Genomic DNA, 13,055 nt, shown 5'->3' on the forward strand with positions numbered 1-13,055 from the left:
ATAGCAAAAGTATCAGATTTTTTGGAATTATTTTTTGTTCGCAGTCGTCTAAACTTGATTAACTTCTCAAAATGGACTTTAGCCTATTTTAATCAAACTCACTGCATTGTATTAATTTTGATCAAGTTGATATTAGAAATGGATAGCCGACTTTGCCAATATCAAATTGAGTTTTTAATAAAGACAATGCCTAATTACTCACCAATGATTGCCAAAGGAGATAAAGAACCCCTTTGCAATCAAATGGTTAGTAAGTATTCAATAGCAACTATAAGTGCTTTTCTATCAGCAGCTCAGCAATTTGAATGCTGTTCAACGCGGCCCCTTTGCGTAAATTGTCAGACACGACCCACAAATTTAAACCTTGGGGATGACTGATATCAGAACGAATGCGACTGACCCACACATCATCTTGGCCTGCACCATGTACAACTGGTGACGCGTACTCACTATTGGCAGTATCATCTAAGACAGTTACACCTGGTGCATTATTGAGCAGTGCCACAGCATCACTCGCAGGCAATGGCTGTTTCATTTCAATGTGCACGGCTTCTGAGTGTCCGTAAAAAACGGGCACTCTCACCGCTGTTGGATTTACTTTAATGGTGTCATCGCCAAAAATCTTACGAGTCTCCCAGACCATTTTCATTTCTTCACGGGTGTAGCCATTGTCTTGAAACTGATCAATTTGAGGAATCAGATTAAAAGCGATCTGCCATGGATACTCTTGTACCGTGGCTTCTTTGCCCCCCAGCAACTCAGTGGTCTGCTTGGCCAGTTCATCGATGGCTTTTTGTCCAGAGCCAGAAACCGCCTGATAGGTGGCAACATTAATACGCTCAATACCGACAGCATCATAGATTGGTTTAAGTGCCACCAGCATTTGAATCGTTGAACAATTGGGATTTGCAATAATGCCGCGATTTTTATACTCAGCGACTTTATCGCCATTAACCTCGGGCACCACAAGAGGAATGTCATCGTCATAACGAAACTCTGACGTATTATCGATGACAACACAGCCAGCGGCGGCTGCCTTGGGCGCAAACTCGCGACTGATCGAGCCACCCGCCGAAAACAAGCCAATATCCGCTTTAGAAAAGTCGAAGTTCGCCAGGTTTTCGACCACAATGGACTCACCGCGAAAGCGCAGAGTTTCACCTGCCGAACGTTCGCTGGCTAACAAGTATAAGTTTTCGACCGGAAAATCACGCTGCTCTAAAATTTCTCGCAATACCTCACCGACAGCACCCGTTGCACCAACAATCGCAACGTTCCAACGACGATCAGACATATCTCACTTACTCCAAAATATCAGGTAGTCTCATTGTAACGATGAAAATAATTGATTTGAAATAATAATAAGTAAAAAGTAGCCGCCCAGAGCAAACCTTATAACTGAAATACGCCTCACATCCTGTGTTAATAAATACCCTGGTGAAAAAGCGAGCCGTTGCTAATGCACGACCGCCGTTCGTGCCAACATATCAGACAACAACTCCGCTTCACCTAAAGAGAGCTGACATCGTTCAACCACATCATTCACAGTGGCTCCCTTTTGCAACATCAAAGTGGCTTCTTCAAAGGTTTTGTCTTCCATAGACGCATCGTCGATGACCTCATCGCGGGTTTGCTCCAGAGCATTTAAATGATGTCCAAAACGCGTCAAACGGCGGCCTAGTCCTAAGCTCCCGCTCAATAACGCCTGCTGCTCACGAACCACCTCGGCTAAGGTGTTCGTCAATAATTTTTGTTGTTGCTTCAATCTTAACACGTAGATTAGGCCACCAATCTGCAGTGCAAACAACACAACAATCAACAAAGTGGTTAATGAAATACCCTGCATAACTTCTTAAGGCAAAAACTAGGTCTCAATAATCTAGATAATCTAATTCTTGCCACTCCTCTTCTTCTAACAATTTGTTTAAATCAACCAGAATAAATAACTCGCCATCCCGATGAGTTACCCCCTGAATAAACTTTGCACTCTCTTCGTTGCCAACATTGGGCGCAGTCTCTATCTCTGATTGTCTTAGGTAGACAACCTCGGCCACACTATCGACCAAGATACCGATGACCTGTTGATTGGCTTCGATAATCACAATACGAGTACTGTCTGTGATTTCGATGGGCATCAAACCAAACCGTTGACACGTATCGATTACGGTAACCACATTACCACGCAGATTGATGATGCCCAGAACATAATGTGGCGCTCCGGGTACAGGTGCAATCTCGGTATAACGTAATACTTCCTGCACTTGCATCACGTTGACACCATAAGTTTCACTCGCTAAGCGAAAAGTGACCCACTGCAACACCTGGTCGTCGTCAGTCCCCTGCGTTAGTTGATTTTTTTTATCCTCAGTGCTCATTTTACCCTGCCATCTTAAGCGTCAATATTTCGTCGCGTCTAAACCGTTTGAGCTTAATATAGAAAAGTGAGCAAGATTTATTCCACTTTTCTGTCCGATTTACCAAGAGTCACGACACCTCAACTTAAATAATAGACGCTTTTCAAAAAAAGACAGTTTTCAATGATGCTAAGGTGAAAAGTGAACGCTTTGATGCAACATATTGATTCAATTTGAGCTTTTTTAGCCTCTAGGGTCCATACTTGAGCCATTATCTGTACTAAGCCCGCTTATGCAGGCCTCTTCCTCTTTTTAATAAGCGCCTATTTGCCTGACTGGCCAGACAACAAAGCGCTTTTCATACTCAAAAAGACATATTCTGAGATTTTTGTCGAATTTACCGATCCTTTATTAGAGGCTATTGAAGATTGACCCATTAGCCCAACGACAAGTAGCTGTGAAACCGCAGCAGCGACTAATACAAGCTTGCTGGTCTACTATCGACATAACGGCTCATCAATGATCCTCTTCTGATAAAATGACTCTTTCGATATCATCAAAGTATTCTTTGATATCAAGATTCTGAAACGGTCTTTTTAATTTCCCCAATGTTAAAAAATCACGCGACTTCCCGACTTCTCTCACATGATGCAACCAAGAGTGGATCAGATGAGTCGCTTCATTATTCATCCGTGTAGCAGCCGTATCAAGCGTTGTTAAAATGTGGGATAAGTAAACGTCATCTCCTTTCTTCTCTAACAACTCCTTATCTCCAGCTCGAATAGCACGCTCTCGACTTTCTGACGCAAACACTTTGGCAAGGGGTTGCCATCGAGCATTCAGTGACTCACCGTTTTTAAGGGAACCAAACGCCTGTGCCAGACGCAGAATTGCAATGCAGTTTTTATGGTGCATATTCCAGTCAGTCGATAATACAAAATGAAAAACAGGAAACACCTGAGTAGACTTATTACTAAAGAACCCAATTTTTTCCAGATGAACACTTTGGTAAGGCGTATACTGGTAGTTATCAATAGGAGTTAAATTAAATGCCTTATCAGTAAGCATCGAGCGATAAGGCATGGACTCAAATTGAGCACCCGGTTCCCACACGCATAACTCATCGACCAAGGATAACAAACTCAAAATGGGGGTATCCAGCTTACCAATTCCCGGTGAGAATGGCGGTAAGTGGTGATATAAAATAGCTCGAACAGCGGGTACTAAAACCCCTTGCTTACTAATATGGAACTGTGAGCTTTCCTGATAGTAAGCATTTTGCTGGGTTAAAACCTGTAAAGAAAAGTGAGCCGACTGCATGGCATGTTGTTTGTCACTTTTCAATACACCAAAATAAGCGCGCTCCTCTTCACCAATGACAGAGTGTCGGAGCAAATCTTCACAACCTTCGTCGTTTTCAGCCTGCGGACACTCTTTGAGTAATGCGATGTCATGCATTAAAGCAGCTATGGCAAATCCTTTTTTTAAATTCAACGCAGCAGCACACTCACGACTGTCGGAGAGTCTTGCAATATAATGAGCTAAAGAAAAATCTTCATGAGATGCTTGCGTATCTAGCAAAACAAATCCCGTCATATAAACATCGATTACATGCTGGAGAAAAGCCACTTCCTGTCGACGATTTTTAGAATACTGCCGAGAATAAATGTGATGCGTTAGCTCAAGGAATGGCCTCGGTAAAATAATTTTTAAAACAATCTCGGCATGAAACTGTACAATATTTAGCAAACACCTCAAAAACTTCAGTGGGCGAGTAATAAAAGCCGTCTCTCGCATACCATAATAACGCACGGTTTCATGTAACACGTATGCAACAGCTTGTTTTAGCTGTTGAGATTGACTATCACTCATTGCTACATTGGCTTTAAAAACATCCTGAATCAACGATTGAATAAAAGACAGCCGGGTAATATGTCGATCATACAGCGTCTGCTGACGTCGCTCATGACATTCCTCTTCGACTCCCTCTCTATGTCGAATATAATAGCCGAGAGTTCCTCGTAAACTCTTCTCAAAATCAAGACTCGTCGGAGAGTCTGGATCAAGCACTATGTCTTCAATATTCTTCCAAAATAGCAACTGTTCTTTACCCGGACCAGAATTTAAGAAGCGAGAAGAAGCAATCAATATTCTTGCAACAGGCAACAAGTCCATTTGAGTATCGTTAAAAATGGGTGATGACTCAGGCTTCAACAAGGGAGTCGCTACTTGCTGAAAAGCCGATAACATTAATAGTAAGCTTTGATTTAGTTGGAAGTGCTTTTTCGACTTATGAAGTCCACTGCAATCCGTGCTTGGTTCAATAGCAGAAACAAAAGCTTGTAATCTATGCCACCCCACTTCCTTCTTAAGACGCTCAAGACTGCGCCTAGATTGATGGCTCAACGCATTATACACAAAAGCAATCAAATAGCTGGCAAGACTGGAGCGACGATAAGAAATATCCAATTCAGAGACACTATCTGCTAGCTCTATCAGTTTATCAAACTGGCTAGATGTTAATAGCGGTGGCTGAGATCGACAAAAAGAATACACTCTCAGCGAGATATGTCCATACAAACGGTTCTGTCTGAGTGTCGACACCAGATGAATCAGTCGCTTTTGCCCTTGTCTAAAGTGTGCCACCCCTTCTAATAGTAACTGTTCCTGCTCATCAAAACCTCTTTCATCTTCGTGTTGCACCAGAATCAAAAGCGGAAAAGGACAGCGACTACTATAAGTCATCGCCAAAGCAAACTTACTTTTGGGTAAGTTATTCTCTCCAACCTTATTCCAGCCATAACGATGTCCAAAACGATCAACCGTATCCGCCGACAAATCAACACCAGCCAAAAAAGCCCCTTTGTCACAATAGACAGTTCGTTGATTATCAACTCGAGAAAGTTCAGTTTTTCTGCTGCCTGTTCGGTGAAGATAGTTGGCACTCTCGTTATCCATCCACACATGCACCCGAAAACCAGGTAGTAGCCTTTCTGCAATACTGCGAGCAATGACTTCTTGTAAAGGATCAGCTGAGTTTTCTGCGTATTTCAGCAAAAAAAACTCTACACCATAGAAGTCCTGCTCAATCAAATTCACGCTCTACTCCAGATAAAAAGAGCAACAAGTCATCCACGTCCAGAGGCTTCGCATAGTGATTAACCACTGGCTTGCCACGACCCGATGAATAATTCTTGTTTTTTTCATAGGATGATAATATAAGAACAGGCAGCCTCTTATTATCTTCATGAGGAGGTGGATACTCATTTTTTAACCGCTCCAAACAACCTCGCACACTGGCACCGGCATTCTCTAAATCACTGTCTGACGAAAACAACCAGGCATAAATAATATTTCCTGCCCAAATATCCAACTCTTGTCGACTGTCTATGTGCGAATCATCATCATAGGGAAATTGCTGGTCGAGGAATAAGGCCTGATAAGATTGACTATTTAACTTATCAACAGCCTCACAAATACTAATTGCGAAATCAACTTCCCATCCCGTATCCGAAATACGATCTTGTTCGTAACGAAAGCGATTAAAGCGCCAGTCATCATCAATCCATAGTAGTTTCATCGCTATCGCCTCCGATGCCAATGGTGGGGAAGTTTCATGGTAACCGTTACTTTATGGCGGTTTTTCTTACTGTTGGTAGACCCCGTCGTAACGGGTTCAGATTCAAAAGAAATATGTCCCTGATGTGCGGCAACAATGCTCTTAATGATAGCGACTCCGTAACCTTCACCAGCAATCACTCGAAAAGGGTCTTCCCATGTAAAATGACTGCCTATTTCATATTGTTCGTCAAAGTCTGGTGGTAATGGGTGCCCAATATCCACTACATTAACTTTTACATGAGCACCATCAACAAAACAGAAAACCGATATCGTAGTATTTTTGAAGCCATATTTGATGGCATTGTCCAAAATATTACTAATGGCTACATCAATCGCTGGTTTATCAAATAAAAACTCCAACGCTCCAGTATAATGAGGTTTAAACTCAAGGTGAATATTGCGTTCTTCCGCGAACACTTGAAAGCGAGACATGCAATTTTCGAGAAGAGGGATTAGGCCGTGTCGATTCGGCTGGATACGCAGTTCTTTTTGCTCACCTAGCAGGCGACTTCGGTTCACCCATTGACGAATAATTTCACTGTCCCAGCGCAACTCTTTCTGCCGAGCTTTATAGTCTTTTTCATCGAGAAACTTTTTGCATGCGTACATTGCGCTTTCTGCCTTGGATACCAACCCTTGAGCTGGAGCCATAATGGCATGACGATACTTAGCCAAATCTTTATGTCGTTGATGACGCAAATACTCCTGAAGAATGAGCATTGACAAGTCAAACACTGCATCCTGAATGATCGCTTGTTGATGCTTAGAGAAAGGACTCTTATTTAAAACGACAAAGGAACCGTAAAAACTACGAGAACCTCCCATCGCAATAGGCGCGCCATAGTAATGCCAACCATGATAATGACGACTGTCATTTTCTTCCTTCCAGTTTCGACGTTCGATAAAGTCTAATGTTTTTTGGCTGATGCCATCGCTGTTGCAACAAACTAGCTTACCCGTTTCATCATAGGTAAAAATAGCGATGCGACTGTCCTTGGATACAAACTTTCCCGTCCAGGATGTCAACTTTTCTTTAATAGTGTTCTCGAGTCGCTTTCCTGTATAAGAAGACAAGTCGCTGGTTAGTTCATTGAGTTCCCGCAACGATTCTACACGCAGTATTTTGGTCTGCTGAAAAAACAGATAATCAGCAAACGCCTTGCAAAAATTTTCTGCAGCATTATTTAATACCTTCCCTTGGCCACCCACTCTTAGTGTCATCAGAGCTAAAAAGCCATAGCAGCGCTCTCCTTTGGCAATCGGAACTATCATCCAACTTAAAATATCACTGACGGTTCTGGGCTTAATGAAGTCATTAATATAGTCCAGAGACACTGCCTGATTAATAGCAAGACGGGCATCATTAACATCAGGAATAAGTAATGACGAACGTAAGGTTCGAGTATGATTACATTCAACATCGTCATCAGCTGGATCAAACTGATTTAACTCTCCGTTATCCCGATAAACATGAGACTCTCCCCGTTTCTCTATCAAGCTGTGCAAATAAGTATTAGACTCATCACCTAAATACAAAAACACTCGATCTGCTCCCGTTGTTTTCATAATTTGATGTAATAAAGGCTCACGATTGCCATTAGGCATTTTTTCATGCAGTCTACTGATACGGTCGCGGGTGTAAGCTCGATAGTAAAGCTCGGTGTGTTTATCAATGCTGTCGATAAAGCGTTGCAACTGCTTCTCATCACCACTGGCGTTGAGAAAGTTAATATTGGCATCAATAGGCCAACGTAATAAAATCAATGCTTTTGTTGCGTCTTCTGCGGATTGTAATAAGACAACATTTTGAATCACTATGTCTTGTGTTAGTCGCTGACCCGCCAAAACAGATTGCAGAGCTTGCTCCAACTCATTAGAAGATACAGCCCCGGTATGCTCAACCATCATACGAATATCACTAAGCATGGCCTGAAAATACTCAAGGGACTCGCCTTCTTCTTTGCGACTTTCAAAGTCTTCGGCATTAATATAAGAATTTGAGCAAAACCAGACTTGCTGCTCAACACTTTGATAAACCGCACGATCAAAACTCAATGCTATACAGGCCTTCTGCAACACACAGCTAGATTGCAAAATATGCTGATGTGCAAATGCGTGAGACGCTGTTACATTCACCTCGTCCATTAAATGTCTATGCAGCTCATATTCAAACTGTTTATCATAAACCGCAATCATATGATGGCAACATGCTGATATTGCACTCTGATAATGTTGGCAATCTTCGATATCTTCCTGTTTAAAACTTTCGCTCTCATCTCTTCGTAAGGCCAACACAGCATTAGGTAAGTGCTCCCCTGCGGCAGAAGCCGATTTATCTTTAATATAAAAAGGTAAAAAAAACGCACTTTTTTCGGTATCTCCGTTCGACCGGCATTTCCAATCAGTGGCCTTTGACGCTTTAATACGAATCTTGTCTCCCTGCTGTGAAAGAAACTCAAAGCATCCGCTTTTGTCACTAAAGTCGTCACCCATCAGCCACTGGTTATTTCTTAATACCCACTCACAAATACCTTTGTCTTTAAAAATGGGTCGATATTGCTTATTCCAGCAAGGAGGAAAAGGTTGCTTGGCTACAGCCTTACTCTCAGGAACACAAATACCTTCACAACGATTATTGCTGCAATAGAGCTCCATGAGAGACTCGGTTCCCTCAATCACCGTGGCCATATAAACCGCCAAATCACTCAACCCTAACTTTCGACATATATCTTGAGCCAGAGTATCTAATGATTCTTCTGGCTCATGAATCGCTAAAACTTTGGTAAGCAACTCTTCAAAACTAAGTTCGCTATAGTCCATATCGAGCAATTTCCTTTTCGGCTTCGCTTAAGCGTTTAATAGCTGCTTTAATATCGTTAGCCATGTGTTGACGGAAGAATTCCTTAAATCCTTTTTGTGCCATCAAATCATTCACTTCATCATCATCGCTCACTTCGCCTTTTTCTATATTGTCACTCATCTTGCTCCAGAAAGAGAATGGCTTTCTTAACAACAGACGGCGCAATGTTGGCCAGCGTTCTGTAGCAGCCATCCATAAATAAATTGAAGATTGAACTGGCGGTGCCAGCTCCTGTCCATTAAAAAAACGATTAAACAAACATATTTTATTCAAACAGCGCTTTATCAAACGGGGATTACGGAACGATTTATCCAATAATTGCTCAATGACAGCTTCTTTCATCTCATATAAATGATCAGTGTCATCAAGCTTCATATCTCCCATTTTTTTGTGAACAAACTGACTCAAGCTTTCGTCGCTCATTGTCGGTATCTTGAAAACGAAGGGAAACAGCTTCTCCATATATCGGTTCGCTTCATAGCTGTTTAAACTGGAGAATTTATTCGCCACCATTTCGGTGACCGTAATTTGATCCATAGCCACCACAAATCGAACTCTATTAGGCTTTATCTGCGACAAACCGTTGACCAAAATACGAATACTATCCAGCAACACCAATGAAGACTCGGGACTGCATCGGTCCAAATCATCAATAAGAATAATAATATCTCTATCTGGAAAAATACCTGTAATCAGTTCAATGAACGAAGACACCAACTTATCAGTGATACTGGCAGTTGGCTCGAAGTCAGTAATCTCCTTTGCTGTCTCATACTCTTTCACCAATTTATCAAGTGTTAATCCTTTACATAGAGTTTGAGCCCCTTCGCCTAAAAAAACAGGCAAGGCTCTCATACCAATGGCCGTGGTAGCAGCCAGAGTCACTCGAAAAAGATTTCGAAGTTTACTCTCCTGCTTTTTTTCAATCTGTCGACTTTCCCATAAACAGCGAATCAAACAAGATAGTAAGCTGTCCTCCTGTTCATACTTCCAAGCATGAAACTGAAGAACATGATGACTGGGAGTTAATCGAGTCTGAAAATGATGCAGTACTGAGGATTTACCACTACCCCAGTCTCCACTTAACAATACTGGGCTTGAGGGAGGAATCAAAGGAATAGTTTGCACCATTTTGCCAACAAAGTTCTCTAGTTCAGACTCTAGAGAGTCTTCGGCAATGGCTTCGGATAATAATTGCATATACGATTCCTTATGTAGATACAACACTCCATATTCATATTTTATACAGCAGTTTACCTCCATTCTCAACTCTCATAACGAGATGAAGCAATGATAACTTCTTCATACTAAAAAGAAATCTAAAAACGAGTTTTTTAATTTCCTAATTCCACTCACCTCTCTTAACAATTGCCACCACTTCGAAAAATCCATCGTCCAGATGGTGTACATTGCCGAATGACAACAAGCACCGCTGAAACTCGTATTCATTGACTTCAATAACTTTAAACATGTTAATGATAGTATCGGCCACGATGCAGGTAATCTGGTATTGGTAGATTGCGGCAAAGCACTGAAAAAATGTTTGAGGACATCGGACTTGAGTTGTCGCTTAGGCGGTGGCGAATGTGTGAAAGTCCACCTCTTCTATGAAAATAAGCTAATTATCATGAACTGAAGTTTTGGCTAGTTGCCCAACAAAGGCAAATGCTTAATGCGATGATATCGCAACGCCATCGAGATACAGTGTTTCAACTCTGAATCCGGTAAAGGCTCATCCAGACGTAGCAAAATAGCTCGATTTCCTTCAAAGCGAAAGGTATCGGGATAAAGCTGACGAAAAGTTTCGACGAGTAATGATTTGCAATTAAAATATACGCCACAATACTCTGGCCTTTTCTCTTTCCAGTCCATTCTTATGGGGCTGCCACTCTTAACAACAAAGCTGGGTTCGCCCCATTTCAAGGAAACGTCAACGTTACCTAGCTCCTCTTCTTTCGCAACGTCATAAATGAGGTCTTTAACTCGACTCAGTCGAATATAGGCAGGCTCGGGATAACCAGAAATTTTACGCTCGACTTCCTGTTGCATAAGCACTTCCATCTAAATAATTATTTTCGACACAAATAGAAAAGTATACCTAAAAAGACTAAACAGTTATTTTATCTTACGACTCACACCACTACGGTATAATAAATTAATCAAAGAGTCGACCTCAAGTAATGCACACATAAACTGCACTACCATACCAGCAAACCATTCTTTCTGTGTCCCTTTTTGCGCCCAACGGATGTCATCATGAGTCAAGGTTTTTGCATCACGAACCTGAGTGCAAGCCAGAGCCCAGCGGGTATCATCAAGCAAGATGGCATAGTCGTAGTTTAATTGATCTTCAATCTGAGCATATTTCTCGGGCATAATTAAACGCGCGGTATCCACCAGCATGATGTTACCTTGCTCTGATGGAATCAACCCCATAAACCAATCAGGCGAGCCAAACAATGGTGTGATGTCTTCATCAGAATAGGCATGTATACCACCTAGTTTTTGCAAAGGCACGGCGAGAGGTAATTTACCCACTTCAAACACTAAGGTTTGGAAGCGGTCTCCCAGAATGTTGCGACTCAATTGCACAATACGATGCTCAGAATCATGCTCAGTCGCGACATCGACTTTAGCATCTTCCTCTTTCGCTTCTTCGACGGTGGGTTCTGCAATATCAGGCTTGGGTTGAACTTCTACAGGAGTTTCAACAGGCGCTTCTGTTTTTTCAACCACTTTAGCTTGTGGTTTTAACGGGATACGAGCCAACAATTGCTCAACATCTTTAAGCTTGTCGGCCAACTCAACCGATTCGTTGTTAGCTTCTGGAGGAGTGGCTTCTTTTTCTTTAGCGCAAAGTCCATGATCATAAGCATCCACCAGACGTTCCATTGTTTTTCGCGCTTTTTCTTTCTCTGCTAAAGAGTGCTCCGGCTTCATATTTCGTTGAAGTAAAACACCCTCACTAGATACTGGCTCTTTTGCCGAACTGGTTTTGATTTCTGGTATCGAAGGCTTAACGACTTCTTCAACTGTAGGCTTGTTTTCTACCAGGCTTAGTGGTGGCGGCATATGTTCTTTTTGCTCTTTTACATCAGGTTCAGGCAGTGGTGTCTTAGGCTCAACCATAGCAGCAGGACTTGCCGTCTCTGTTGTCGATGTCTCTAATGATTCGCTGGCAGAGGTTGCATCTTCAACAAACATATCGCTGATAAAATCTTGCAAGATATCACTTTGCGGCTTGGGATCTTTAATAGAGCGCATTACAATGTCCTAAGCCACTTTTTCGGCAACAGAATGGTTCATTAAGTCTTTCAACAATTTTCGGTAGGCTTCAACACCATGTGATTCCGAAAATAAAATATGGGGTGGCGTATGAGCCTGACTCGCATCACGAAACTTAGTATCCACAGGAATCACCCGAGGCCACAGCTGGCCTTCATAATCGTCACGTAGCTTGCGTAAACTTTTTACAGAGGCTTTGGTACGACGATCAAACATGGTCGGAACAATAACGTGATGTAAATTATGATGTTGAGCCTTAATCACCATATTCAGTGTTTGCATCATACGATCGAGTCCCTTGATAGCAAGAAACTCTGTTTGAACGGGAATCACCAGCTGCTCACAAGCCGCCAGAGCATTAATCAACAACACACCCAAAATAGGTGGGCAATCCAGCAAAACATAATCATATTCGTCTGCTAAAGCTTGAGTCAGTTGTTTAATAATAAGCCCCATGCCTGGGCGTTGAGAAAAACGCTTGTCGAGCGTTGCTAATGCCAGTGAAGAAGAAATCAAGGATAGGTTTTCGAACTCAGTCGGCTGAATTAACTTACTAGGAATGTCTGCACGCGTTTTTGGCGCTTCTTCAAACACGTTATACAAAGTGTAATCAAAGGCGTCGCAATCGTAGCCCAGATAACTGGTAAGGGAAGCATGAGGATCACAGTCGATTAACAGAACCCGTTGCTTTTTTTCAGCTAATAATCCGCCCAAGGTGACAACGGACGTTGTCTTACCTACACCACCTTTTTGATTTGCAACTGTCCAGATCTTCAATACAACACCTTCAACTAACTATAACGATTATGATGCTATCACTCTAACGGACTCAATGGTTATAAAAGATAGCAATATTAAAACTGAGTTTTAAAACGAAAATACGCTGGTCGCTTTGCTTTGATCATCGGCGCGAGAGATGACAACTTTAGTATTTA

Annotated in this window: 12 protein-coding genes; 1 reads left to right on the forward strand and 11 read right to left on the reverse strand. The window is 42.0% G+C overall.

Annotated elements, in window-relative coordinates; translation table 11 throughout:
• Nucleotides 1-268 precede the first annotated feature (268 nt).
• The 8 genes from NH399_RS17525 to NH399_RS25590 form a co-directional block, all read right to left on the reverse strand.
• Entirely contained in the window at nt 269-1,294 is a 1,026-nt protein-coding gene (locus NH399_RS17525) for an aspartate-semialdehyde dehydrogenase (RefSeq protein ID WP_253042398.1), read from the reverse strand.
• Between the two features lie 162 nt (nt 1,295-1,456).
• Nucleotides 1,457-1,846, reverse strand: coding sequence for a DUF2802 domain-containing protein (locus NH399_RS17530; RefSeq protein WP_253042400.1), 390 nt, complete (start codon nt 1,844-1,846; stop codon nt 1,457-1,459).
• Between the two features lie 25 nt (nt 1,847-1,871).
• Complete coding sequence (locus NH399_RS17535; protein WP_253042402.1) at nt 1,872-2,375, reverse strand: chemotaxis protein CheW; 504 nt, start codon at nt 2,373-2,375, stop codon at nt 1,872-1,874.
• A 495-nt stretch (nt 2,376-2,870) separates the two neighbouring features.
• Complete coding sequence (locus NH399_RS17540) at nt 2,871-5,453, reverse strand: hypothetical protein (protein ID WP_253042404.1); 2,583 nt, start codon at nt 5,451-5,453, stop codon at nt 2,871-2,873.
• Nucleotides 5,440-5,934 carry a hypothetical protein gene (locus NH399_RS17545; protein ID WP_253042406.1) on the reverse strand — a complete coding sequence of 165 codons (495 nt, stop codon included), beginning with the start codon at nt 5,932-5,934 and terminating at the stop codon, nt 5,440-5,442. Before NH399_RS17545 ends, NH399_RS17540 begins: the two co-directional genes overlap by 14 nt.
• Before the next feature lie 2 nt (nt 5,935-5,936).
• Nucleotides 5,937-8,795 carry an ATP-binding protein gene (locus NH399_RS17550; RefSeq protein ID WP_253042408.1) on the reverse strand — a complete coding sequence of 953 codons (2,859 nt, stop codon included), beginning with the start codon at nt 8,793-8,795 and terminating at the stop codon, nt 5,937-5,939.
• Nucleotides 8,785-10,035 carry a P-loop NTPase fold protein gene (locus NH399_RS17555; RefSeq protein WP_253042410.1) on the reverse strand — a complete coding sequence of 417 codons (1,251 nt, stop codon included), beginning with the start codon at nt 10,033-10,035 and terminating at the stop codon, nt 8,785-8,787. Before NH399_RS17555 ends, NH399_RS17550 begins: the two co-directional genes overlap by 11 nt.
• A gap of 142 nt (nt 10,036-10,177) precedes the next feature.
• Nucleotides 10,178-10,306: a hypothetical protein gene (locus NH399_RS25590; protein WP_256489657.1), complete on the reverse strand. Its 129-nt coding sequence runs from the start codon at nt 10,304-10,306 to the stop codon at nt 10,178-10,180.
• A gap of 12 nt (nt 10,307-10,318) precedes the next feature.
• Here NH399_RS25590 and NH399_RS25985 point away from each other — a divergent pair, with 12 nt between their 5' ends.
• Nucleotides 10,319-10,471 (forward strand): diguanylate cyclase domain-containing protein, encoded by a 153-nt coding sequence (locus NH399_RS25985; protein WP_371876094.1) that lies wholly within the window; start codon nt 10,319-10,321, stop codon nt 10,469-10,471.
• 8 nt (nt 10,472-10,479) lie between these two features.
• Here the strand turns inward: NH399_RS25985 and NH399_RS17560 are convergent, their stop codons facing one another.
• The 3 genes from NH399_RS17560 to NH399_RS17570 form a co-directional block, all read right to left on the reverse strand.
• Nucleotides 10,480-10,884 (reverse strand): DUF1801 domain-containing protein, encoded by a 405-nt coding sequence (locus NH399_RS17560; RefSeq protein ID WP_253042412.1) that lies wholly within the window; start codon nt 10,882-10,884, stop codon nt 10,480-10,482.
• A 66-nt stretch (nt 10,885-10,950) separates the two neighbouring features.
• Complete coding sequence (locus NH399_RS17565; protein ID WP_253042414.1) at nt 10,951-12,099, reverse strand: chemotaxis protein CheW; 1,149 nt, start codon at nt 12,097-12,099, stop codon at nt 10,951-10,953.
• Nucleotides 12,100-12,108: 9 nt separating this feature from the next.
• Entirely contained in the window at nt 12,109-12,897 is a 789-nt protein-coding gene (locus NH399_RS17570) for a ParA family protein (protein ID WP_253042416.1), read from the reverse strand.
• Nucleotides 12,898-13,055: the final 158 nt, after the last annotated feature.

It is taken from the genome of Pleionea sp. CnH1-48, from assembly GCF_024124665.1.
GTDB lineage: Bacteria > Pseudomonadota > Gammaproteobacteria > Enterobacterales > Kangiellaceae > JAMXSB01.

What these genes read in the sequence shown, in the direction of transcription:
- NH399_RS17545 (WP_253042406.1), bottom strand. Translation starts at nt 5,934, where the DNA reads ATGAAACTACTATGGATTGATGATGACTGGCGCTTTAATCGCTTTCGT.
- NH399_RS17550 (WP_253042408.1), bottom strand. Translation starts at nt 8,795, where the DNA reads ATGGACTATAGCGAACTTAGTTTTGAAGAGTTGCTTACCAAAGTTTTA.
- NH399_RS17530 (WP_253042400.1), bottom strand. Translation starts at nt 1,846, where the DNA reads ATGCAGGGTATTTCATTAACCACTTTGTTGATTGTTGTGTTGTTTGCA.
- NH399_RS25590 (WP_256489657.1), bottom strand. Translation starts at nt 10,306, where the DNA reads ATGTTTAAAGTTATTGAAGTCAATGAATACGAGTTTCAGCGGTGCTTG.
- NH399_RS17565 (WP_253042414.1), bottom strand. Translation starts at nt 12,099, where the DNA reads ATGCGCTCTATTAAAGATCCCAAGCCGCAAAGTGATATCTTGCAAGAT.
- NH399_RS17560 (WP_253042412.1), bottom strand. Translation starts at nt 10,884, where the DNA reads ATGCAACAGGAAGTCGAGCGTAAAATTTCTGGTTATCCCGAGCCTGCC.
- NH399_RS17555 (WP_253042410.1), bottom strand. Translation starts at nt 10,035, where the DNA reads ATGCAATTATTATCCGAAGCCATTGCCGAAGACTCTCTAGAGTCTGAA.
- NH399_RS17525 (WP_253042398.1), bottom strand. Translation starts at nt 1,294, where the DNA reads ATGTCTGATCGTCGTTGGAACGTTGCGATTGTTGGTGCAACGGGTGCT.
- NH399_RS17535 (WP_253042402.1), bottom strand. Translation starts at nt 2,375, where the DNA reads ATGAGCACTGAGGATAAAAAAAATCAACTAACGCAGGGGACTGACGAC.